Below are 23933 nucleotides of genomic sequence, written 5' to 3'. Positions count from 1 at the left end.
TCAGCTCGGGGTCGGTGCCGGGGTCGCGCTCGTCGAGGTCGAGGTCGAGGTCGAGGGCGACTCCGGCGCCCCGCGCGTCGGCGTCGGGGTGACCGGCACCTCGTCGCCCTTGGCCGGGTCGCGGATCACGTGCCGCTCCAGGCTGACCTGCGACTGGCCGGTGCCGCCCACGGTGATCTCGTCGTACGCCTGGAGCAGCTTCTGCTTGTCGAAGTAGAGCACCGTCATGGTCAGCGGGGTGGGCTCCTCGCCCTCCAGCCCGCGCAGCCCGGCCCCGCCGGTCGACCCCTCCACCATCAACGTGGTCGGTTGCTCGCCCGGCACCTCCGGCAGCTTCGACACCTGCCGGGCGTGCTTGTGCCCGGCGAGCACGAGCGGGGTGAGGCCGGAGAGCGGACCGGCCGACGCCGGGTCGTGCACCAGCGCGATGTCCACCTTCCGCGGCGACTTCTCGATCGTGGCGGCGAGCTGCTCGCCGGTGCCGATCACCTGGTCGGCGACGGCCGAGGTGAGACCGCTGCCGGCGGGTGAGGTCTCCTTGTCCGGGGTGAACCGGGGGTCGCCGATGCCGGCGATGGTCAACCCGGCGACCGTCGTGGTCGAGTTGTTCAGCACGACGGCGTTCGGCTGCTGGGCCACCGCCGACGCCGTGCGGGGCGAGTCGTGGTTGCCCCGGATGTAGACGTAGGGCTTCTTGAGCAGGCTGATCGAGCCGACGTAGGACGCCTCCGGCTCGCTGCCCCAGTCGGTGATGTCGCCGGTGTCGATCACGACGTCGATGCCGAACTGCTCGACCACCGTGCGGATCAACTGCCACCCGGTGGGGTTGAGGTGCATGTCGGAGACGTGCAGCACCCGGGTGGTGCCGGGGGACGGCTGCACCACCGGCAGCGCGGAGACCGTGGTGTAGAGCTTGCTGACGTTGCCGACCAGCCGCTGCAACTGCTCGGCGTACTTGGTGTAGTCGTTGGCGATCCGCCGCGCGTCACCGACGATCGCGGGCGCGTTGACGAGCAGGCCCTCGTATCTCGGCTCCTCGATCGCCTGCGGTCGCACGGTGGCGGCGGCCAGGCCGAGGCTGCCGGCGGTGATGGCCAGCGCCAGCCCGCCCGCCCAGGCGGTGCGCCGCACGTCGCGGAAGACGAGCCCGGCCAGGAGCAGGGTGGCCAGCACCGTCGAGGCGAGCGTCTTCAGGCCGAGGCGGGTGACGCCGTCGCGGACGTCCTGCACCGCCGACTGGCTGGCCCGGCTGATGCTCGCCGGGTCGCCGATCAGCGCCTCGGTGCGCCCCTGGTCCAGCGAGCCCACCTCGACGGTCAGGTAGGCCGGCCCGTCGTGGCTGTCCAGCAGCAGCGCGCCCAGCGGCGGGATGTCGACGGTGGTGCCGCCGTTCAGCGACGGGCTCAGTTTGAGTTCCGCCCGGAACGGCCCGATGTCCGTGCTGACGTGGCCGCCGGTGTAGGTGCCGACCACGATGCCGCCCAGCGTGACCGCGAGCAGGGCCAGCACCAGGCCGGCGCGGCGCAGCCGGCGGCCCGGCCGCCACGCGGTCCAGCGGCGGGCCCGCCCGGTCTCCGGGGAGGTCCCGTCCCCGGCGCGGTGCTCTTCGTTCTCGTGGTCGTTCATGATGAGATTCTGACCTGCCCCTGGATCGATCTTGGCAAACCCGCCGGAAGTGGATCAGCTACGGCCGGCGCCGCCGTCGGCGAAGACCAGCCGCAGGATCCGGTCGTCCTCGGGGGTCGGTTTGCCCCGACCGTCCCGGTTCGAGGTGCTCACCCAGATCGAGCCGTCCGGCGCCACGGCGGCGGCGCGCAGCCGACCGTACCGGCCGGTGAGCAGATCACGCGGCTGGCCGAGGACGGTCCCGTTGCCGGCCAGCTCGACCAGCCACAGCCGCTGCCCCCGCAGGCAGGCGGTGACCAGCAGCCGGTCCACCGCGGTCAGGCCGGAGCAGGAGGCGTCGGCGGTGCGCCACTGCACGATGGGGTCCACGTAGCGCTGGTCGTCGGCGCGTCCCTCGACCTGCGGCCAGCCGTAGTTGCCACCCTGGGTGATCTGGTTGATCTCGTCCCAGGTGTTCTGACCGAACTCGACGGCGTACATCCGCTTGTCCGGCGTCCAGGCGAAGCCCTGCACGTTGCGGTGCCCGGTCGACCACACCGGCGAACCGGCGGTCGGGTTGCCCGGGGCCGGCTTGCCGTCCGCCGTGATCCGCAGGATCTTCCCGCCGAGGCTCTTCGGGTCCTGCGCGTTCGCGGTGCGCCCGGCGTCACCGGTGCTGACGTAGAGGAAGCCGTCCGGACCGAAGCCCAGGCCGCCGCCGTCGTGGTTGCCGGCCTTGGGGATCCCGGTGAGGATCACCGTCGGAGGCTGGCCGAGTTGCAGCTTCGCGACCCGGTTGTCGTCCTGCGCGGTGTAGTAGACGAAGACCGTGCGGTCACGCGCGTAACCGGGGGAGACGGCGATGCCGAGCAGCCCGCCCTCGCCGCCGGACACCACGCCCGGCACCGTCTGCACCGGTCGCACCGCGAGCCCGTCCGGCCCGGACTCCGGGCCGACCTGGAGGATCCGCCCGCTGTCGCGCTCGGTGACCAGCGCCGCGCCGTCGGGCAGGAACGCGATCGACCACGGCACCTCCAGCCCCTTCGCCAGCACCGTCGCCACCACCTGTTGGCCGGCCCCGCCGGGGCTGGCCGTGTCCGACGGCGTCGGCAGGTTGGGCGGTTCGCCGGCCGGGTCCGGCTCGGGCTCGCCGAGGGCGCAGCCGGCGGTGCCCAGCAGCAGCGCCGCGCAGGACGCCGCCAGCGCCGTCCGGAGGCGGCGGACGCGGGGGTACGACAGACGCGGGCTCACCCGGCCCAGCCTAGCCGGACGTGCGGGCGAGCCGGGCGGGTCGGCGGTGCCGGCAACCGACCCGCCGCTCAGGTCCGCCGCGACGGCTCGCCGGCTGCCGCCGAACAGCCGGCCGGCCCGCGCCCGGCGGCCGGCCCGGCGGCCTCGGTGAGGACCTGGTTGGCGCAGCCTCAGGCGGCCCGAAGGGCGAGCACGGCGACATCGTCCTCCCGGCGGTCCCCGGCGGCGAGCAACCGGTCGCAGAGGGTGGCCAGCGGCGCGGTGGGGCCGGCCGTGGCGAGCCGGGCCAGCAGCTCCGCCTGGCCCTCGTCGATCGGCTGGTCCCGGCGCTCGATCAGCCCGTCGGTGTGCAGCAGCAGCGTGTCGCCCGGGGCGAGGGCCAGCGTCCGGCCGGTGCGCCGGGGCGGGCGGGCCAGGCCGAGCAACGGGCCGCGTCCCTCCGCCACCGCCACCGTGCCGTCGGCGCGCAGCAGCAGCGGCGGCGGGTGCCCGGCGTTGCACCAGCGCACCCGCAGCCCGCCGTCGCCGGGGCGCGCCCTGGCCAGCACCGCGGTGGCGACCGTGGGCACCCGTAACCCACCGATGGCCCGGTCGAGGTTTGCCACCAGCTCCTCGACCGGGTCGCCCCGCCCGTACGCGTTGCCGCGGACCAGGTTGCGCAACTGGCCCATGGTGGCCGCGGCCTCGATGTCGTGGCCGGCGACGTCGCCGATCGCGGCGATCAGCTCGCCGTCGGGCTGGACGAAGGCGTCGTACCAGTCACCACCGACCTCGACCCGGTCGGCGGCCGGCAGGTAGCGGGCGGCCAGCTCGATCCCCGGCACCGCCGGCAGCGCCGGCAGCATGCTGTGCTGGAGCACCTCCGCGACGTGCCGCTGCTCGCTGTAGAGCCGGCTGTTGCCGACCGCCTGGCCGGCCCGTACGCCGATGTCCTGCGCGGTCCGCAGGTCGCTCGCGTCGAAGCCGCGCCGGCCGGGGCGGTTGACGAGCGTCACCGCGCCGATCACCCGGTCGCCGACGGCGGTGATCGGCACGGTGAGGTGGGAGCCGATGCCGAGCCGGTCGGCCAGCGGCGCCAGCTCCGGGCGGGTGGTGCCGAGCGTCACGTCCTCGATCCCGGCGGTGCCGCGCATCACCGGCCGGCCGGTGCTCAGCACCGACCGGATCAGCGATTCCGGGCCGAGCCCGGTGACCAGCAGTTGGGTGAAACGGGCCAGGTCGGCGTCGCGCTCGGGGTCCCGGTGCGCGCCGGAGACGCCTCGGGGGCGGCCGGCCGGATCGACCAGGGTGATCAGGCACCAGTCGGCGAGCAGCGGCACCATGGCGTCGGCGAGGCGGTCGACCGCGGTGGTCACGTCGAGCGTGCCGCCGAGCAGCTCGCTCATCCCGGCCAGCATGGCGAGCCGGTCGTGCGCCTCCTCGGCGCGGCGACGGGCCTGCTCGGCGCCGCGCACCGCGATCCGCAGCCGCAGCTCCGAGGAGCAGGCGGCGGCCAGGTCGGCGAGCGTCCGCAGTTGCTCCCTGGTCCAGGCCCGGGGCTTGCTGTCGATCGCGCAGAGCGAGCCGAGCACCCGCCCGTCCAGGTCGGTCAGCGGCATCCCGGCGTACGCCACCACGCCCAGGTCCTCGATGGCGAGGTTCAACCGCACCCGGGGGTAGAGGCGGGCGTCGGGCAGCACCATCGGCGCCTCGGTGTCCACGACGTGCTGGCAGAACGAGTGGCTGAGCGGGGTCTGCCGGCGGGCCGCCCAGGGCTGCGGCAGGCCGGTCTCGCCGGGGAAGAACTGGCGTTCCGCGTCGACCAGGGAGACCAGCGCGACCGGAACGTCGAGCAGGTCGCTGACCAGGCGCGCGAACCGGTCGAACGCCTCGTCCGGCACCGCGTCGAGGCGGGTCTCGTCGAGGGAGCGCAGCCGGTCGGGGTCGGTCAGCGCCGGAATCGGCGCGGCCTTCCGCTCCGGGTCGTCCTCGCTCATGGCCACCCGTCCTCAGCGCCGAGGGACGCCGGCCGGCGCCCGCTCCCGATTAAACCCTGTCGCGCGCGGGTCCGACCCGCGGCGGGGCGTTCGTCACGGTCGACCCGGCGTCGGCCCGCGGGTACGGATATCGTCGACGGTCGTGAAGGCATGGATCCCGCACCCCGACGGCCGCCGGCTCCTCGGCGAGCTGCCACCCGACGTCACGGTGGAGGTGCTGGCGGATCCGGCGCGGCTCCCGTCCGCCCCGGCCGGGGTGCGGTTCTGGGTGCCGCCGTTCCTGGCCGGCCCGGGCGCCGGTGCGCTCCTGGCCGAGCTGCCGGACGTCGAGGTGGTGCAGCTCCTCTCCGCCGGTGCGGACGCCTGGGTGGGCCGGATCCCGGCGGGTGTGACGCTCTGCGACGCCCGCAGCGTGCACGACTCGGCCACCGCGGAGTGGGTGGTCGCCGCGATCCTGGCCGCGCTGCGTGGCTTCGCGCCGCTGGCCCGCGCCCAGGCTCGCCGGGAGTGGGCGTACGACGAGGTGGCACCGACCGACGAGCTGGCCGGCAAGCGGGTGCTGATCGTCGGCGCCGGTTCGATCGGCACGGCGGTGCGGGCCCGGCTCGCCCCGTTCGAGGTGAGTTTCACCCTCGTCGCCCGCACGCCCCGGCCGGACGAGGGCGTGCACGGGGTGGCGGAGCTGCCCGCGCTGCTGCCCGCGGCGGACGTGGTGGTGGTGCTGGTGCCGCTCACCGAGCAGACCCGGGGCCTGGTCGACGAGCGTTTCCTCGCCGCGATGCCGGACGGCGCGCTGCTGGTGAACGCCGCGCGGGGGCCGGTGACCCGCACCCCGGCGCTGGTCGCGGAGCTGCGGTCGGGGCGGCTGCGGGCCGCGCTGGACGTGACCGACCCGGAGCCGCTGCCGGCCGACCATCCCCTGTGGGAGCTGCCGAACGTGCTGCTCACCCCGCACGTGGCCGGCTCGGTGCGCGGCCTGCTGCCGCGCGCCTACCGGCTGGTGGGGGATCAGCTGCGCCGATTCGTGGCCGGTGCGGAGCTGGCGAACCGGGTGACGGACGGCTACTGACCGTCGTCGGGCGGGCCCGCCTCGGCGTGCTCCCCGGGCAGGTCCTGCCCGGTGGCGGCGATCAGCCGGGGCAGGTCGGTGGCGCGTACCGCCGGCAGCGCCAGCACCTGACCGTCGTCGAGCCGGGCGACCGCCCGGCCGCGGGGATCCGCGCCCAGCTCCGCCACCCGGGTCCAGGGCACCCGCCGTTGCCCGACGACGGCGCGCAGTCGCAGTTCCCGGTCGTCGACGTCGGTGCCGGCCCGCCAGGCCCAGACCCCGACCGCGAGCGGGACGAGCAGCACCCAGAGCAGCCACCAACGGGCGGTGGCCAGCGGCAGCGCGCCGATGAAGGCGACGATCGCGGCGGCCAGGATGGCCTGGTTGTGGCGGAAACGGACGGTGTCGGCGCGGCTCACCCCCGAATGATCGCATCCGACCAGGTCATCCTCTCTTCGGGGCGACGGTGGCGAGCGCGCGTCTCGTCGCGCCGCCACCCTCGCCGCCGTGGCCGTCGACGGCGGACCCGCACCCCGCCGCCGAGCCGCCCGCTGCGTCACGAGCCGCCGAGCCGGCCGGGCCGCGCGTCGCTCGGCCGGCCCGGGTGTCCGCGGCGCGGGCACGGCGGCAGATCTCGGCAGCGGAAGGATCTCCTGTTGCCGGGAGGGAGTCATGGATGAGCATGGCGATTACGACGGCAACCTGTGACGCACGTCACTAGTCGTTCTGCGTAACCGGTTGCTTCCGGGATCGTTCATTGGCATGGCCGCAGCGATCCGCGCCGATGCGGCCGTAACGTCCCGACGACCCCGCACCGCAACCGCACCGCCCCGTGCCCCCTCACGAAGGCGACCGCCGTGCCCGTCACCCCTCCCGCCGGTCCCCGCCGGTGGCTCGCAACGCCCGATCTCGCCGTCTCGCTCGCCGGCGCGTTCTTCCTGCTGGCCGGGGTCGCCGGGCTCATGCCCGGTCCCGCTGCCGCAGCGCTCGCCGTCGCCGGCGGCTGCGCCCTCGCCTGCGTCCGCCTCGCCTGGCTGGCCGGCGTCCCACCCGCGACCCGGGCCGGCGCTCCGGCGCCGGAGCGTCCGGCGCCTGCCAGCCCTCCGGCACCGTCTCCGACGCCTGCCGGCGCTCCGGCGCCGTACCCGACGCCCGCCATCGAGTCGTGGCCGCATCGCCCGGCGCCGTCCCCGAGGGCGCGCGTCGGGCCGGTGTCGGAGCGTCCGACGCCGCACGCCGCCCCGACCCCGCAGGGTCGTGCGTTCCGGGGCCGGAGCGACCGGCCGCACGTCGGCCCGCCGGAGCCGACCGCCGGCGCGGGCGGGGCCTCCGACACCGGGCGGCGGGCCCGCCGGGCGGCGTTGTCCCGCCGGGTCGCGGCGATCCTCGACGCCGGCGTGCTGGTCGCCGGGCTCACCGTCGCGGTGCTGCCGCTCAGCGACCCGGTGCACCGGCTGCCGGTCGCGCTGGCCGGGCTGGGCCTGGCCGCGTCGCTGCACGCCGCGGCCCTGCTCCGGCTGCCCGGCCGGTCCCGGCTGCCCGGTCCGGAGCGGTTGCGCCGCGCCGTCGACGTGCTCGCCCTCGGCGTCAGTCTGGTCTTCGCCGGCTGGATGCTGCTGCCCGCCGGCCCGGTGCCGCCGGCCGCGCTGATCGCCAGCGTGGGGGCAGCGGCGGCGCTGGCCGTGCTCACGATGGCGGCGCTCGCCGAACGCCGCCGCCGGCCGGGCGCCGCGCGCTGCCACGCCGGGGCCGGCCTCACGCTGGGCGGGTTGGCGTTGCTCGTGGCGCTGCTGGCCTACCACGCCCCGGAGTGGGCCCTGTCGGCCGTCGCGCCGCCGGTGCTGGCCGGCGCGCTGCTCACCGCCGCCGGCGCGCGGCGTACCTCGGCGGGGGAGCGCCCGCGCAGCGACGCCGCGCCGGCCGCCTGGCCGCGGCTCACCGCGCCGGCCGGCATCGCCGCCGTGGCGGCCGGGGTGCATCTGGGGACGGCGGGGCAGTTCACCCCGACCGCCATGGCCCTCGGGCTGGCGGTCATTCCGCCGATCATGGTGGGGGAGCTGCTCGCCGCCGCCGACCAGCGCCGCCGGCTCGAGCGGCTGGTCGCCAGCGAGGCGTGGTTGCGGCGGCTCGTCGGCGCGGACGGCGAACCCGCCGAGCCGGCGCCGATGACCCGGGCCGAGCTGGTCCGGGCGCTGCCCCTGCACAGCGGCGGCGCGCTGCTGATGGTGGACCTGCACGGCGACGACGCGGGGGCGCCGGACGGGCCGGTGCTGGCCGAGGCCGGGCGGCGGCTGCGCGCCGGGTGCGGCCCGCGCGACCTGGTCGCCCGCCTCGGCGACACCGGGTACGCCGTGCTCACCGACCTCGGACCGGTGCCCGCGTACGCGCTGGGCATCCGGCTGCTGGCGGCGCTCGCCGAGCCGTACCCCCGGCCGGGTGGCCTGGTCCGGCTCCGGGTCGCGGTCGGGCTGGCCGAGACCACCGGCGGCGATCCGGAGGACGTGCTGCGCCAGGCCGACCTGGCCCGGCGGCGGGCGGTGCAGCTCGGCCGGGACCGGGTCGAGTGGTACGACGCCTACCTGGAGGAGCAGCTGGTCCGCCGGCTCGACCTGGAGCGGGAGCTGCCCGGGGCGGTGGCCCGGGGCGAGCTGGATCTGGTCTACCAGCCGGTGGTGGCGCTGGCCGACCGGATGCCGGCGGGCACCGAGGCACTGTTGCGCTGGCGGAGCCCGGTGCTGGGCACGGTGCTGCCGGCGGAGCTGTTGCCGGTGGCGACCGACCTCGACCTGCTGGGCGAGGTCGGGTGGTGGGTGGTGGACCGGGCCTGCCGGCAGCTCGCCGCCTGGTCGCAGGGGGGTCGCGAGCTGTGGATGGCGGTCAACGTGACGCCGCGCGAGCTGGCCGCGAAGGACTTCGTGGCGCGCACCGCGACCGCGCTGGCGGCGTACGACGTGCCGCCGGAGCGGCTGGTGGTGGAGGTGGCCGAGCCGGCGGTGGGGGCGGAGCTGTCGACGGTGGTGGCCCGGCTCGCCGGCCTGCGGTCTCTCGGCGTCCGCACCGCGCTCGACGACTTCCGCGCCGAGCACGCCTCGCTGGCCCAGCTCCGCCGGCTGCCGATCGACCTGCTCAAGGTCGGCCCGCATCTGGTCGCGCCGGGCGCGGACGGGCAGCGTCCGCTGATCGACGTGGTGGCGAATTTGGGCGACCGGCTCGGTGTGGAGGTCGTGGTGGAAGGGCTGGAGTCCGACGGTCAGGTGGCCGGCGCGCGGCGGGCCGGCTGCCGGTACGGGCAGGGCTTCGCGCTGGCCCGGCCGGCGACCGCGGAGCGGGTCGAGGCGTGGTTCGAGGAGTTTCCCTCGGCGTCGCGGTGAACGGATTGCTTAACCGGTTCAGGTGGCGCGCGGCGGGGCAGTGCTGCCGCGCGGGGTGAGGTGGGCGGTCTCGTCCTGCGCGCCGGTCACCTCCTCGCCGGCGATCACGGCGAGGAGCTGGCGGGCGGCGTGCGCGCCGTACGCCGGGATGTCCCGGCCCAGCGCGGTCAGCGGCGGGTGCACGAGCTGGCAGAGCGGCGAGTCGTCCCAGGCCACGATGGACAGGTCGCCGGGGACGGCGAGCCCCATCTCCTGCGCCACGGAGAGGCCGGCGATCGCCATCACGTCGTTGTCGTAGATCACCGCGGTGGGCCGCCGGGCGGAGCTGAGCAGCCGGCGGGTGGCCCGCGCCCCCTCCTCGCCGGTGTAGTCGGACCAGACGGTGCTCGCCTCGTCCAGCCCGAGGCGCCGGCACACGTCGGTGAACGCGTCGGTGCGGATCTCGGTGTGCAGCAGCGAGGGCAGCCCGCCGACCCGGGCGATCCGCCGGTGCCCGAGCGCGACCAGGTATTCCACGGTCTCGACCAGGGCCGCCGCGTCGTCGGACCAGACGCTGGCCAGCGCGCCGGTGTGCCCGGGGCCGCCGATGACCACAGCGGGCAGTTGCAACTCCTCCAATGCCGGCACCCGCCGGTCGTCGGTGCGCAGGTCGCAGACGAAGACGCCGTCGACCCGGCGCTCGGCCCACCACCGACGGTAGACCGCGATCTCCGCCTCCTGGTCGGTGACCACCTGGAGGGTCAGCGCGTACGAGCGGGCGGACAGTTCGGACTCGACGCCGCTGATCAGCTCCATGAAGAACGGCTCGATGCCGAGTATCCGGGCGGGCCGGCACAGCGCCAGGCCGACCGCCTTGGCGGTGGCGCCGGAGAGGGCCCGGGCGGCGCTGCTGGGGCTGAACCCGATCTCGGCGGCGATCGCCAGGATGCGCTGGCGGGTCGCCTCGGAGACGCCGGGCTGTCCGTTCAGCGCGTACGACACCGCGCCTTTGGAGACCCCGGCGCGCCGGGCGACGTCGGCGATGGTCGGCCGCTTCACCGGAGCGTTCCTCCACTGTGTCCGGCCCTCGCGGGCGCTTCTCGACGGGCGGGAGTGACGCTACTGCACCCGCCCCCGCGCCGGTGGACGCGGCGGGGTGGGCGGAGCTGAACCGCACAGCTCGTCACTTGTGCGGTTCAGCGTACGGGCAGCCTCGTGCCTGTCCAGCATCCGCCCGCTCCCGATTCTGCTCCGGGAAGCGCTCCACCACGCATGTCGCGCTCCCAGAGGGCCTCGTGGGTTACCGGACGGCCTCGTTGTTAACCGGCCGTTGACAGTGCAGGGGGCGAACCGTACGGTGGCCTCACTTATCCGGTTCAGTCAACGTCTCTCGATGTCGGGAGCGTTCCCATTCGGCGCGGAGGATGACATGAAACGGTCCTGGACGCACCTGGCGCGCACGGCCGCCGTCGGTGCCGTCAGCCTGGTCATGATCGCCGCCTGTAGCGGCAGGAGCACCACCGGCAGCTCGGACGCGGCCGACGGTCAGGTCACCTTGAAGATCAATTTCTGGGGCGACTTCGGCCTCCAGGACCTGAAGGCCAAGTACGAGTCCGAGCACCCCAATGTCAAGATCCAGCTCAACTCGGGCGAGTACAACGCCCAGCACGAGGACCTGCAGAAGAAACTCGTCGCCGGCAACGGCGCGCCGGACATCGCGGCGATCGACGAGGGCTTCATGGTCCAGTTCCGCAGCCAGTCCGACAAGTTCGTCAACCTGCTCGACAAGGGCGCCGGGTCGTACGAGAGCAAGTACCTGCCCTGGAAGTGGAAGCAGTCGCTGTCGGCCGACGGCAAGACGCAGATCGGCCTGGGCACCGACGTCGGCGGCCTCGCCATGTGCTACCGCACCGACCTGTTCAAGGCAGCCGGCCTGCCCACCGACCGCGACCAGGTCTCCGCGCTCTGGCCCACCTGGGACACGTTCATCGAGGTCGGCCAGCAGTACACCGCGAAGTCGAAGAAGAAGTTCATCGACGCCGGCACCAACCTGTTCAACCCGGTCCTCGGGCAGCAGCCGGTCGGCTTCTACGACGACCAGGAGCAGCTCCGGATGGAGCAGGGCCCGAAGGTCGCATTCGACTACACCGTCAAGGCCGTCCAGTCCGGGCTCTCGGCCAACCTGGTCAGCTTCCAGGCCGACTGGGACAAGGGCTTCACCAGCGGCGCGTTCGCGGTGCTCGCCTGCCCGGCGTGGATGCTCGGCCACATCCAGCAGACCGCCCCCGGCACCAAGGGCAAGTGGGACATCGCCGCCGTCCCCGGGGGCGGCGGCAACTGGGGCGGCTCGTTCCTGACCATCCCCAAACAGGGCAAGCACGTCGACGAGGCGTACCAGCTGCTGGAGTGGCTGGTCGCTCCGGAGCAGCAGATCGAGATCTTCAAGAAGGTCGGCAACCTGCCGTCGCAGCCGGCGCTCTACGCCGACCCGGCCATCGCCGACTTCAAGAACCCGTTCTTCAACGACGCCCCGGTCGGCCAGATCTTCCCGACGATGGCCCAGGGTCTCACCCCGCAGTACCTGGGCAAGAAGAACGGCCCGACCCGGGTCGCCGTGGAGAACGTGATCCGCCGGGTGGAGAACAAGTCGCTGAAGCCCGACGCCGCCTGGAGCGAGGCGGTCAAGGAAGCCGAGAAGGCCGCCACGTCCTGACCCGCCACGGGCGCCGGAGCGGGACCCGACCCGCTCCGGCGCCGGCGTACCCGTCCACCCTCCTCGGCTCTGGAGTGATCCGATGTCCAGCACCCGTGCCGCGCCCGCGCCGCCGAGCCGCCGACCCGCGCCGGAGCGCGGCCGGCGGAGGGCCGACGACCGGCGGCTGACCTGGCGAAACCGGCTGTACCGCTTCGACATGCGCTACATGCCGTACCTCATGATCGCGCCGTTCTTCCTGCTCTTCCTCGTCTTCGGGCTCTTCCCGCTGCTGTTCAACGCGGTGGTGTCGCTGCGCAACTACCGCCTGGACGACCCGACGCTGCCCTACTGGGCGGGGTTCGAGAACTTCAGCCGGCTCGTCGCCGACGAGGACTTCTGGAACGCGCTCTACAACACCTTCGGCATCTTCCTGCTCTCCACCGTGCCGCAGTTGCTGCTCGCCCTGCTGGTCGCCTCGCTGCTCAACCGCCGGCTGCGGGCGCAGACCTGGTGGCGGGTCGGCGTGCTGCTGCCGTACGTGACGCCGATCGTGGCCTCGACCCTGGTGTTCAGCGTCTTCTTCTCCCGCGACTTCGGCATGGCCAACTGGGTGCTGGGGCTGTTCGGCATCGGCGGCGCGGACGACCCGATCGACTGGCGGGCCGACAAGACGCACGCCTGGATCGCCATCGCCACCATGGTCAACTGGAAGTGGATCGGCTACAACGCGCTGCTCTACCTGGCCGCCATGCAGTCCATCCCGCGTGACGTCTACGAGGCCGCCGCGATCGACGGCGCCGGCCAGTGGAAGCAGCTCTGGCGGATCACCGTGCCGATGATCCAACCGGTGGTGCTGTTCACCGTGATCCTCTCCACCATCGGTGGGTTGCAACTGTTCACCGAGCCGATGCTCTTCGACCCCAACGCCCAGGCCGCCACCGGCGGGCCGAACGGCGAGTGGCAGACCATCGCCCAGCTCATCTACAAGGTCGGTTGGAGGGATCTCAACCTCGGTTACGCCGCCGCCATGTCCTGGGCCCTGTTCCTGATCATCCTGGTCGTCGCCGGCCTGAACTACCTGCTGACGAACCGACTCTCCGGAGGTCGCAGATGAGCGTCATCGCCCCGCGCCGGCGGCGGCCCATGGCCCGGGCCCCGCAGGACACCCAGGCCGGCCTCTGGACCTACCTGCTCCTCGCGGTCAGCATGCTGTTCGCCGCGTTCCCGCTCTACTGGATGTTCGTCATCGCCACCAGCAACGACGAGGCGCTGGCGAAACTCCCGCCGGCGGTCATCCCCGGCGACCGGTTCCTGACAAACGTCGACGAGGTCTTCTCCCTCCAGGACGTCTACTTCGCCGCCTCGCTCGTCAACAGCGTCATCGTGTCGACAGTGGTGACCGCGTCGGTGCTGTTCTTCTGCTCGCTGGCCGGGTTCGCGTTCGCCAAGCTGCGCTTCAGGGGCAGCAACGCGCTGATGCTCGTCGTGGTGCTCACCCTGACCGTGCCGAACCAGCTCGGCATCGTCGCGCTCTACATCGTGATGGGCAAGCTCGGCTGGAACGGCACCCTGCTCGCGGTCATCGCGCCCGGCCTGGTCACCGCGTTCGGCGTGTTCTACATGCGGCAGTTCATCGTCAACACCGTCCCGGACGAGCTGGTCGAGTCGGCCCGGGTCGACGGCGCCACGACCATGCGGGTGTACGCCACCATCGTGCTGCCCGCGATCCGCCCGGCCCTGGCGGTGCTCGGCCTGCTCACGTTCGTGGCCACCTGGAACGACTTCCAGTGGCCGCTGATCACGCTGAGCGGCACCGACTACCCCACCTCGATGGTCGCGGTCTCCGACCTGGCCAGCGGCAACTACGTGATCTACCGGCGGGTGCTGGCCGGCGCGTTCATCGCCACCATCCCCCTGCTGCTCATGCTGTTCATCGGTGGACGCCAGATCGTCCGCGGAATCATGGAAGGCGCGGTGAAGTCGTGAGCCGTTCCACGCTGCTGCACGAGGGCTGGACGCTGCGGGCCGAGCCCGGCCCGCGGGTGCCACCGGAGATCGCCGGCACGGCGGTGCCGGCGACAGTGCCCGGGTGCGTGCACACCGACCTGCTGGCGGCCGGCCTCGTCCCCGATCCCTACCTGGACGACAACGAGAACCGGCTGCACTGGATCGGGCGCACCGACTGGGTCTACGAGACCACGTTCGCCTGGCAGCCGATCGGCAGCGAAGACCGGGTGGACCTGGCCTGCGCCGGCCTGGACACCGTCGCCACCGTCACGCTCAACGGCGTCGAGGTGGGGCGCACCGAGAACCAGCACCGGTCCTACCGGTTCGACGTCCGGGCGCTGCTCCGTCCCGGCGACAACACCCTCGCCGTACGCTTCGACTCGCCGTACCGCTATGCCGAGGCGCACCGGGACCGGCTCGGCGACCGGCCCAACGCCTACCCGCAGCCGTTCCACTTCATCCGCAAGACCGCCTGCAACTTCGGCTGGGACTGGGGACCGACGGTGGTCACCGCCGGCATCTGGCAGGGCATCGGCCTGCACGCCTGGTCCACCGCCCGGCTCGCGTCGGTCCGGCCGCTGGTCACCGTGTCGGACGGCGTCGGCCGGGTCGAGCTGCACGTCGACGTCGAGCGGGCCGGCGACGAGCCGCTGATCGTGCGCGCCACCGTCGCGGGCGTCGCCGCCGACGTCACCGTGCCGGCGGGGGAGCGGGTCGCCGTGCTCACCCTCACCGTGCCGGACCCGGCGCTGTGGTGGCCGGTCGGATACGGCGACCAGCCGCTGCACGACCTCCACGTCACGGTGCACGCCGCCGACGGGCGGGAGCTGGACGCCGCGTCCCGCCGCATCGGCTTCCGCTCGGTCCGCCTGGACACCACACCCGACGCGCACGGCACCCCGTTCACGCTGCACGTCAACGACGTGCCGATCTTCGTCAAGGGCGTCAACTGGATTCCCGACGACGCGTTCCCCAACCGGGTCACCCGGGCCCGCCTCGCCGAACGGTTCGGCCAGGCGGTCGGCGCGAACATCAACCTGCTGCGGATCTGGGGCGGCGGCCGGTACGAGTCGGACGACTTCTACGAGCTGGCCGACTCCCTCGGGCTGCTGGTGCAGCAGGACTTCCTGTTCGCCTGCGCCGCCTACCCGGAGGAGGAGCCGTTCCGCACCGAGGTCGAGGCGGAGGCCCGGGAACAGGTGACCCGCCTCGCCGGGCACCCGTCACTGGTGCTCTGGACCGGCAACAACGAGAACATCTGGGGCTGGCACGACTGGGACTGGCAGGAGCCCCTCGCCGGCCGCACCTGGGGGCGCGGCTACTACCTGGAGCTGCTGCCCGCGGTCGTCGGCGAACTCGACCCGACCGTCGGATACTGGCCGGGCAGCCCGTGGTCCGGCCGCGAGGACCTGCACCCCAACGACCCGGCGCACGGCACCACGCACATCTGGGACGTGTGGAACGACGACGACTACACCAGATATCGCGCGTACGTGCCGCGCTTCGTCGCCGAGTTCGGCTACCAGGCCCCACCCGCGTACGCGACGCTGCGCCGGGCCATCTCCGACGATCCGCTGGCGCACGACTCACCGGGCATGGCCCATCACCAGAAGGCGGCCGACGGGGACCGCAAGCTCCAACGCGGGCTCGACGCCCACCTGCCGCCGCCGGCCGACTTCGACGAGTGGCACTACCTGACCCAGCTCAACCAGGCCCGCGCCATCCAGCTCGGCGTCGAACACTTCCGCTCGCACCGGCCGGTCTGCATGGGCACCATCGTCTGGCAGCTCAACGACTGCTGGCCGGTCACCTCCTGGGCCGCCGTCGACGGCGACGGCCGGCGCAAACCCCTGTGGTACGCGCTGCGCCGCGCCTACGCCGACCGGCTGCTCACCGTGCAGCCGCGCGACGGTGGGCTGGCGCTGGTCGCGGTGAACGAGACCGCCCGGGCGTGGACCGCGCCGGCCACCGTCACCCGGCACACCCTCACCGGGGAGCCGAGGGCGAAGACCTCGGTCGACCTCCACGTGCCGGCGTACTCCTCGGTGGTGCTGGCGCTGCCGGCGGAGCTGGCACGGCCGGACGAGGAACGCCGCGAGCTGCTGGTCGCGGAGGCCGGGGACACCGCGGAGCGGGCGCTGTGGTTCTTCGCCGAGGACCGCGACGTCGACTGGCCGGCGGCGCAGTGGGACGCGGCGGTCGAGCCGGCGGACGGCGGCCAGCGGGTCCGGGTGACCGCGCGGACGGTGCTGCGCGACCTGACGCTGTTCCCCGACCGGCTGGACCCGTCCGCGCAGGTCGACACCGCGCTGGTGACGCTGCTGCCGGGGGAGAGCGCCGTCTTCACGGTGCGCGCCGCGCGCCCGCTCGACGCGGCGGCACTGACGCGCCGGCCCGTGCTGCGCTGCGTGAACAGCTAAGCAGGGGCCCCCTGTTAACGCATTCTGCATAACAGGGGGCCCCGCTTAACAAGCCGGTTCGGGCGGAGCGCGCTGGGTATCCGGACGGCATGACTGATCCGGTTGAGCTTTCCGAGGAACACGCCGGCGGCGCCGACCCCGAGCACGTGACGCCCGAGGACCCGCGCGCCGACCGGGACGACCCGCACACGTGGCCCCGGGAGGCCGGCCTGCCCGCGGACGGCACGGACCCGGCCGACGCTCCGGGCGGGCCCGGCGGCGACGGCTAGTTCGGCAGGGCCGCGAGACCGGCCAGCAGCTCCCAGCGTTCCGCCTCGGTGAGCACCGCGTACGCCGGCTCGTCGCGGCGGTCGGTCTCGGCCTCGATCGCGGCGCGCTCCGGCCCGTCCGGCAGCGCGCGGATCCCGTCGGCGGTCAGCCCGGCGGCCCGCCACGCGGCCCGGTGCGCGTCCGCGCGGTGGTGCCGCAGCGAACCCAGCCGGGTGACCAGCAGCAGCGCGGGCGACGCGCCGTCCGGCTCGTACGGCGGGGACATGGCCTGGAACGCCGGCCCGCCGCTGGCCCGCCCGTGCGCCAGTACCCGGCCGACCAACGCCACCAGCCGGGGCACGATGCTCAGGCCGGGCAGGACCCTGGGCAGCATCGCCCACTTCTCCTCGGCGGCCTCGCCGGTGGCCCGCTGCGCGAACGACGCCAGCTCCCGGCCCAGCTCGGTGAGGTGCCAGGCGCCCTCGTCGTCCCGGACGAAGACGCCCTGCGCCAGTTCCTTGTCCATGCTGCCGGAGGTGTAGACCAGGCCGTCGGCGAGCGCTTCGGCGGGCACCGGCCGGGCCAGCACGCCGGAGAACAGGCTGTTCTCCGTGCCGAGGTCGCAGCCGCGTTCGGCGTAGAACGCCTCCATCCGGGGCCGGGCCGCCCAGCGGGCGCCCACGTAGACCCGGTCGATCGCCGGTCGGACCAGTCGCGCGTAACTCACCGTCGTCTCCACGTCGCCGGACCCTACCGGCGGCGGGTGTTAAGCGGGGGCCCCTGCTATGCCGGAGGCGTTAACAAGGGGCCCCTCCTTACTCCGGGACGCGGCGGTAGGCGCCGTCGCTGGCGGAGGTCGCCATCGAGGCGTACGCGCGCAGCGCGGCCGAGACCGGGCGCTGCCGGTCGTTGGGGGTGTAGGGGCGGTCGCGCTTCTCCTCCGCGACCCGGCGGGCCTGGAGTTCGTCGGCGGGCACGTCGAGCGAGATGGACCGGCCCGGGATGTCGATGACGATCTCGTCGCCGTCGCGGACCAGCGCGATCAGCCCGCCGGAGGCCGCCTCCGGTGAGACGTGCCCGATGGACAGGCCGGAGGTGCCGCCGGAGAACCGCCCGTCGGTGAGCAGCGCGCAGGCGCGGCCCAGGCCCCGGCCCTTGAGGAACGAGGTGGGGTAGAGCATCTCCTGCATGCCGGGGCCGCCCTTCGGGCCCTCGTAGCGGATCACCACCACGTCCCCGGCGACGATTTCCTTGGCGAGGATGGCGGTCACCGCGTCGTCCTGCGACTGGAAGACCTTCGCCGGGCCGCGGAACGTCAGGCACTCCTCGGGCACCCCGGCGGTCTTCACCACGCAGCCGTCCGGCGCCAGGTTGCCGTGCAGGATGGCCAGCCCACCGTCGGCGCTGTAGGCGTGCTCCCGGTCGCGGATGCAGCCGCCGGCCGCGTCGGTGTCCAGCGACGACCAGCGGTTGGTGGTGGAGAACGGTTCGGTGGTGCGCACCCCGCCGGGCGCGGCGTGGAACAGCTCGACCGCCTCCGGGGTGGCCGACCCGCCGCGCACGTCCCAGTCGGCGAGCCACCGGTCGAGGGTGGGGGAGTGCACCGCGCGCACGTCGCGGTGCAGCAGGCCGGCGCGGTCCAGCTCGCCGAGGATGGCCGGGATGCCGCCGGCCCGGTGCACGTCCTCCATGTGGTAGTCGGGCGAGTTGGGCGCGACCTTGGCCAGGCACGGCACCCGCCGGGAGATGGCGTCGATGTCGGCGACGTCGAAGTCCAGCTCCGCCTCCCGGGCGGCGGCGAGCAGGTGCAGGATCGTGTTGGTCGAGCCGCCCATCGCGACGTCGAGGGCGACCGCGTTCTCGAACGCGGCCCGGCCGGCGATCGCGCGGGGCAGCACCGAGGCGTCGTCCTCGTCGTACCACCGCTTGGCGATCTCCACGGCGGTGCGGCCGGCCTCGACGAACAGCGACCGGCGCGCGGCGTGGGTGGCCAGCGTCGACCCGTTGCCGGGCAGCGCCAGGCCGATCGCCTCGGTGAGGCAGTTCATCGAGTTGGCGGTGAACATGCCGGAGCAGGAGCCGCAGGTGGGGCACGCGGAGCGCTCGATCTCGCCGAGCTGGTCGTCGGTGACCGCCTCGTTGGACGAGGCGATCATCGCGTCGATCAGGTCGATCTTGGAGTGCACCACGCCCTCGATCGCCACCGTCTTGCCGGCCTCCATCGGGCCGCCGGAGACGAAGACGGTGGGAATGTTCAGTCGCAGCGCGGCGAGCAGCATCCCGGGGGTGATCTTGTCGCAGTTGGAGATGCAGACCAGGGCGTCCGCGCAGTGCGCGTTGACCATGTATTCCACCGCGTCGGCGATCAGCTCCCGACTGGGCAGCGAGTAGAGCATGCCGCCGTGGCCCATGGCGATGCCGTCGTCCACGGCGATGGTGTTGAACTCGCGCCCCACGCCGCCGGCCTCGGCCACCGCGTCGGCGACCAGGCCGCCGAGGTCCTTCAGGTGGACGTGACCGGGCACGAACTGGGTGAAACTGTTGGCGATGGCGACGATCGGCTTGCCGAAGTCGTCGTCGGTCATCCCGGTGGCCCGCCAGAGGGCCCGGGCGCCGGCCATCGTCCGACCATGGGTGGATGTCCTCGACCGCAGCTCAGGCATGCGTGCCAGTCTGACACCGCCGGTCCGGCCACCGGCGGCCGTGCACCCTGTGTCCCAACAGTTGCACACCCGGTGCCCCACGGAGGGCGCGGATCCGGCAGAGTTGACCCGTGCAGTCGTCCTCGGGCGTGGTCGCCGTCGCGGCGCTGAGCGGTCTGGTTGCGGCGGGCGCCGCCGTGCTGCTCGCCCGGTCGGCCCGTCGCCGCGCCCGCCCCCGGCGACAGGCGCCCGTGCTGCTGGCCGCCGCCGGCGCGGTCGCCGTGGTCGGCCTGCTCCTCGGTCTCCTCGGCCTGCTGGCCGCCGGCGACCACTGGGCGCACCGGCAGGGCCAGCGCACCGGCTGGGCGACGCTCGTCACGGCGTCCACCACGCTCGCCGGGCTCGGTCTCGGCGCCGCGCTGCTCCGGCTGCCCGGCGCGGCGGCGACCCGGGCCGCCACCGCCCGGCTTCTCCTCGACGGCGTCATCATGGCCACCGCGCTCTGGTTCGTCGGCTGGGTGGCGTTCAGCGAGCCGACCCGCCTGCTCGGCGCGGCGACCCCGGTGGGCTGCCCACCCATCCTGCTGGCCACCGTCAGCGCGGCCCTCATCGCCGGGTTGACGCTGATCCTGGTGCTGCGGGCCGCGCCGCCCCGGGGCTGGCTGGCCCTGCTGGGCGCCGGGGCGATCGCGGTGACCGCCGGCGGGTTGGGGGTGTCGGCCGGGCTCTGCCAGGGTGGCCCGAAGGTGCTGGCGACGGGTGCCGTGGTGACCGCCGTCGGCCTGCTGGCCGTCGCCGTCGCCGGGCGCCGGGCCGACTCGACCCGGTTCGACGTCGACCTGATCCGCCGCGACGGCGAGTACGCCTTCGTGCCGATGTTCGCCATCGCCGCGTCCGCGATGTACCACCTGACGCAGGGCGGCCGGTTCGACGGGTACGGCATCGTGGCCGGCAGCGTCGAGGGCTTCGCGCTGGTGGCCCGGCAGTACCTGGCGCTCAACGACGTCCGCGGCTACGCCGTCCGGCTGGCCGAGCGGGAGGCGCACTTCCGCGAGCTGGCGCACACCGACCCGCTCACCGGCCTGGCCAACCGGCGTGGCCTGCTGCGCGCGCTGCACCGGTGCGCCGAGACCGGTGCCCCCTGCGTGCTGCTCGGGCTCGACCTGGACGGCTTCAAGAACGTCAACGACATGCGCGGGCACGATGTCGGTGACGCGGTGCTGGCCGAGGTGGGCCGGCGGCTGCGCGGCAACCTCCGCCCGGGTGATCTGGCCGCCCGGCTGGGCGGCGACGAGTTCGCGGTGCTGATGCACGGCTCGGCGGAGCCCGGCCCGGTGGCCGACCGGCTGCTCGGGGTGCTCGGCCGCCCGTACGAGGAGGCGGACGGGCCGATCTTCCTCTCGGTCAGCATCGGGGTGGCCGGCAGCCAGGCCGCCCACGACGTGGAGCTGCTGCTGCGCAACGCCGACCTGGCGTTGCGCTACGCCAAGCAGCGCGGCAAGAACCGGATCGAGCGCTACGACGCCACCTACGACCAGTTGTTGAGCCGGCGGACCCGGCTGGAGCACGAGTTGCGCGGCGCGATCGAGCGCGACGAGCTGCGGCTGGTCTTCCAGCCGGTGGCCTCGTTGCCCTCGGTCCGGCCGGTCGGCGCCGAGGCGCTGCTGCGCTGGCACCACCCGGAGCTGGGCAACGTCCGGCCGGACGAGTTCATCCCGCTCGCCGAGGAGTGCGGGATGATCGGCAAACTCGGCGCGTGGGTGCTGCACCAGGCGTGTTTCCAGCTCTCCCGCTGGTTGGCCGACGGGCACGACGTCTGGGTGTCGGTGAACGTGTCGCCGCGCGAGCTGCACGCCCCGGAATACGTGGTCCAGGTCGCCGACGCGCTGCGCGCGCACCACGTGCCGCCGCAGCGGCTGGTGCTGGAGGTGACCGAGCACGCCGTCGCCACCGATCTGGACGAGCTGATCCGGCGGCTGACCGCGTTGCGGCTGACCGGGGTGCGCATCGCGTTGGACGACTTCGGGGCCGGCTACTCCTCGCTCGGGCAGCTGCGCCGGCTGCCGATCGACATTCTCAAGATCGACCACGGCCTGGTCGCCGAGCACGAGCCGGTGCGGCCGATCGGCCGGGAGGGCCCGGCGTTCGCGCCGATGGTCGACATCGTCATGCGTCTCGGTCACCAGTTCGGGCTGGAGGTGATCGCCGAGGGGGTCACCAATCCCATCGAGCTGGCCGCCGTGGTGGCGGCCGGCTGCCGGTTCGGGCAGGGCGCGCTCTTCGGCTGGGGGGTGCCGGCCGAGCACCTGGAGGCGATGTTGGAGGCGGCCACCGCGCCGGGCAACCGCTCCGCGTCGCTCCCGTCCGCGTCGCCGTCCGCGCCGGTGCGCACCCCGTCGCCGCTGCTGCCCCGGCTGCGGAACAACCCGCCCGCCCCGCGGCCCTCGGTCGACGCGTCGTCGCAGCTCGCACCCGGTGCGGACGGGGTGCCGACGGGTGACGCGCCCACGTCCGTGAACCAGAATGTGGGATCAGTTGACTCATCGCGTGAGATGCGTCAGGCTTAGCCGCATGTCGTCGAACCGGTCGCTGCGAGTACTTACCTGAGCGCACTCTCCGCCTGAGAGTGCGCTGGCCCCGTGCATCCTGCACGTGGGCTTTTTTGTTGCCGTCGGACCATCGCCGGGGCGCTCGCAGCCCCCACCCTGACAACCGCGTCACCCACTCACAGCCGAAGGCCTGAACCGCCATGACGAGACCCACGCCCGAAACCCTCGCCCATTCCGCCCGGCGGGCCCGCCCGGGTGCCGGTGCGGCCGGCGACCCCGACCACGCCGCCCGGGCCGGTGCCGCCCCCGCCGCGAGCCGGAGCGTCCCGGCCGCCGCGGACACCGCCGCCGCGCCCGTGCGGCAGTCCGCCACCGCGCAGGTCTCCGGCGCCGGCTCGCTGGTGCGGTCGCTGGAGGCGCTCGGCGTCGACGTGGTCTTCGGCATCCCGGGTGGCGCGATCCTGCCCGCGTACGACCCGCTCTACGACTCCACCGTCCGGCACATCCTGGTCCGTCACGAGCAGGGCGCGGGGCACGCGGCCACCGGCTACGCGCAGGCCACCGGCCGGGTGGGCGTCTGCATCGCCACGTCCGGCCCGGGCGCGACCAATCTGGTCACCCCGATCGCGGACGCCTACATGGACTCGGTGCCGGTGGTGGCGATCACCGGCCAGGTGGCCCGGCCGTCGATCGGCACGGACGCCTTCCAGGAGGCCGACATCCAGGGCATCACGCTGCCGATCACCAAGCACAACTTCCTGGTGCAGACCGCCGACGAGATCCCCCAGGTGCTGGCCGAGGCGTTCCACCTGGCCTCGACCGGCCGTCCCGGCCCGGTGCTCGTCGACATCCCCAAGGACGTCCTCCAGGCGCCGGCCACCTTCTCCTGGCCGCCGACGCTGGACCTGCCCGGCTACCGGCCCACCCTGCACCCGCACGGCAAGCAGATCCGCGAGGCGGCCCGGCTGATGACCGGGGCCCGGCGTCCGGTGCTCTACGTCGGCGGCGGCGTGCTCAAGGCCGGTGCCACCGAGGGGCTGCGCCGGCTGGCCGAGCAGACCGGGATTCCGGTGGTCACCACGCTGATGGCGCTCGGCGCGTTCCCCGACTCGCACCGCCAGCACCTGGGCATGCCCGGCATGCACGGCACCGTCGCCGCGGTCTACGGCCTGCAGAAGGCCGATCTGATCGTGGCGCTCGGCGCCCGATTCGACGACCGGGTGACCGGCAAGCTGGATTCGTTCGCGCCGGACGCCACGGTGGTGCACGCCGACATCGACCCGGCGGAGATCGGTAAGAACCGGCACGCCGACGTCCCGATCGTGGGCGACGCGCGGCACGTGATCGACGAGCTGATCGCGGCGGTCACCGCCGAGCAGGCCACCCACCCGGCGGTCGACCTGGCCGACTGGTGGACCCAGCTCGACGACCTGCGCGAGCGGTACCCGCTCGGCTTCGAGGAGTCGGCCGACGGCACGCTCTCCCCCCAGCACGTCATCAAGCGGCTGGGCGAGATCGCCGGCCCGGACGCGATCTACGTGGCCGGGGTCGGCCAGCACCAGATGTGGGCCAGCCAGTTCATCTCGTACGAGAAGCCGAACACGTGGCTCAACTCCGGCGGCCTGGGCACCATGGGCTACGCCGTGCCGGCGGCGATGGGCGCGAAGGTCGGCCGCCCGGACACCACGGTGTGGGCAGTGGACGGTGACGGCTGCTTCCAGATGACCAACCAGGAGCTGGCCACCTGCGCGTTGGAGGGCATCCCGATCAAGATCGCGGTGATCAACAACGGCAACCTGGGCATGGTCCGCCAGTGGCAGACCCTCTTCTACGGGGAGCGCTACTCCAACACCGAGCTGGGCACCCACAAGCACCGCATCCCGGACTTCGTCAAGCTGGCCGAGGCGCTCGGCTGCGTCGGGCTGCGCTGCGAGAACGCCGCCGACGTCGACAAGACCATCGAGGCGGCCATGGCGATCGACGACGCGCCGGTGGTCATCGACTTCGTGGTCGGCAAGGACGCGATGGTCTGGCCGATGGTGGCCGCCGGCACCAGCAACGACGAGATCATGTTCGCCCGGGGCGTCCGCCCCGCTTTCGACGAGGACGACATCTAGTCATGAGCGAGTGCACCGAGCGCA

At 73.7% G+C, this 23933-nt stretch carries 16 protein-coding genes; 9 read left to right on the top strand and 7 right to left on the bottom strand.

The genetic code is table 11. The features are described 5' to 3' along the window. The 3 genes from AB0H28_RS07350 to AB0H28_RS07340 form a co-directional block, all read right to left on the bottom strand. The gene (locus tag AB0H28_RS07350) at window positions 1-1626 is read right to left on the bottom strand and encodes a metallophosphoesterase (RefSeq protein WP_358035561.1); all 1626 of its coding nucleotides are present in this window, start codon (window positions 1624-1626) and stop codon (window positions 1-3) included. A gap of 54 nt (window positions 1627-1680) precedes the next feature. Beyond that, a complete protein-coding gene (locus AB0H28_RS07345; protein ID WP_358035559.1) occupies window positions 1681-2856 on the bottom strand; it encodes a PQQ-dependent sugar dehydrogenase in 1176 nt (391 codons plus the stop codon). A 170-nt stretch (window positions 2857-3026) separates the two neighbouring features. After that, a complete protein-coding gene (locus AB0H28_RS07340; RefSeq protein WP_358035557.1) occupies window positions 3027-4832 on the bottom strand; it encodes a SpoIIE family protein phosphatase in 1806 nt (601 codons plus the stop codon). 142 nt (window positions 4833-4974) lie between these two features. On the opposite strand from AB0H28_RS07340, the gene AB0H28_RS07335 reads away from it, so the two are divergent. Beyond that, a complete protein-coding gene (locus tag AB0H28_RS07335) occupies window positions 4975-5901 on the top strand; it encodes a 2-hydroxyacid dehydrogenase (protein WP_358035555.1) in 927 nt (308 codons plus the stop codon). On the opposite strand, the gene AB0H28_RS07330 is transcribed toward AB0H28_RS07335, so the two are convergent. Further along, window positions 5895-6299 carry a PH domain-containing protein gene (locus AB0H28_RS07330; protein WP_358035553.1) on the bottom strand — a complete coding sequence of 135 codons (405 nt, stop codon included), beginning with the start codon at window positions 6297-6299 and terminating at the stop codon, window positions 5895-5897. The genes AB0H28_RS07335 and AB0H28_RS07330 overlap by 7 nt on opposite strands. A gap of 438 nt (window positions 6300-6737) precedes the next feature. On the opposite strand from AB0H28_RS07330, the gene AB0H28_RS07325 reads away from it, so the two are divergent. Beyond that, window positions 6738-9251, top strand: coding sequence for a GGDEF domain-containing phosphodiesterase (locus tag AB0H28_RS07325; RefSeq protein WP_358035551.1), 2514 nt, complete (start codon window positions 6738-6740; stop codon window positions 9249-9251). Between the two features lie 18 nt (window positions 9252-9269). On the opposite strand, the gene AB0H28_RS07320 is transcribed toward AB0H28_RS07325, so the two are convergent. Further along, window positions 9270-10289, bottom strand: a complete 1020-nt coding sequence (locus tag AB0H28_RS07320; protein WP_358035549.1) for a LacI family DNA-binding transcriptional regulator — start codon at window positions 10287-10289, stop codon at window positions 9270-9272. A 370-nt stretch (window positions 10290-10659) separates the two neighbouring features. Here AB0H28_RS07320 and AB0H28_RS07315 point away from each other — a divergent pair, with 370 nt between their 5' ends. The 5 genes from AB0H28_RS07315 (at window position 10660) to AB0H28_RS07295 (ending at window position 16621) form a co-directional block, all read left to right on the top strand. Next, window positions 10660-11943: an extracellular solute-binding protein gene (locus AB0H28_RS07315; protein ID WP_358035547.1), complete on the top strand. Its 1284-nt coding sequence runs from the start codon at window positions 10660-10662 to the stop codon at window positions 11941-11943. A gap of 82 nt (window positions 11944-12025) precedes the next feature. After that, entirely contained in the window at window positions 12026-13039 is a 1014-nt protein-coding gene (locus AB0H28_RS07310; protein WP_358035545.1) for a sugar ABC transporter permease, read from the top strand. After that, complete coding sequence (locus tag AB0H28_RS07305; protein WP_358035543.1) at window positions 13036-13911, top strand: carbohydrate ABC transporter permease; 876 nt, start codon at window positions 13036-13038, stop codon at window positions 13909-13911. The genes AB0H28_RS07310 and AB0H28_RS07305 overlap by 4 nt, the downstream gene beginning before the upstream one ends. Next, the gene (locus AB0H28_RS07300; protein WP_358035541.1) at window positions 13908-16352 is read left to right on the top strand and encodes a glycoside hydrolase family 2 protein; all 2445 of its coding nucleotides are present in this window, start codon (window positions 13908-13910) and stop codon (window positions 16350-16352) included. Before AB0H28_RS07305 ends, AB0H28_RS07300 begins: the two co-directional genes overlap by 4 nt. An 89-nt stretch (window positions 16353-16441) precedes the next feature. Continuing rightward, window positions 16442-16621: a hypothetical protein gene (locus tag AB0H28_RS07295; protein ID WP_358035539.1), complete on the top strand. Its 180-nt coding sequence runs from the start codon at window positions 16442-16444 to the stop codon at window positions 16619-16621. Here the strand turns inward: AB0H28_RS07295 and AB0H28_RS07290 are convergent. Both AB0H28_RS07290 and ilvD read right to left on the bottom strand, forming a co-directional pair. Next, window positions 16618-17328: a hypothetical protein gene (locus tag AB0H28_RS07290; protein WP_358035537.1), complete on the bottom strand. Its 711-nt coding sequence runs from the start codon at window positions 17326-17328 to the stop codon at window positions 16618-16620. The genes AB0H28_RS07295 and AB0H28_RS07290 overlap by 4 nt on opposite strands. 88 nt (window positions 17329-17416) lie before the next feature. Then, on the bottom strand, window positions 17417-19264 hold the full coding sequence (gene ilvD, locus AB0H28_RS07285; RefSeq protein ID WP_358035535.1) for a dihydroxy-acid dehydratase: 1848 nt from the start codon (window positions 19262-19264) through the stop codon (window positions 17417-17419). A gap of 146 nt (window positions 19265-19410) precedes the next feature. Here ilvD and AB0H28_RS07280 point away from each other — a divergent pair, with 146 nt between their 5' ends. Then, window positions 19411-21810, top strand: coding sequence for a bifunctional diguanylate cyclase/phosphodiesterase (locus AB0H28_RS07280; protein ID WP_358035952.1), 2400 nt, complete (start codon window positions 19411-19413; stop codon window positions 21808-21810). A 182-nt stretch (window positions 21811-21992) separates the two neighbouring features. Further along, window positions 21993-23909 (top strand): acetolactate synthase large subunit, encoded by a 1917-nt coding sequence (locus AB0H28_RS07275; RefSeq protein WP_358035533.1) that lies wholly within the window; start codon window positions 21993-21995, stop codon window positions 23907-23909. Window positions 23910-23933 lie beyond the last annotated feature (24 nt).

The organism is Micromonospora sp. NPDC050980 (genome assembly GCF_040653835.1).
Classification (GTDB): domain Bacteria; phylum Actinomycetota; class Actinomycetes; order Mycobacteriales; family Micromonosporaceae; genus Micromonospora.
Note: the sequence above shows the minus strand (reverse complement) of the source record. Positions and strands in the feature narration are given on the sequence as shown.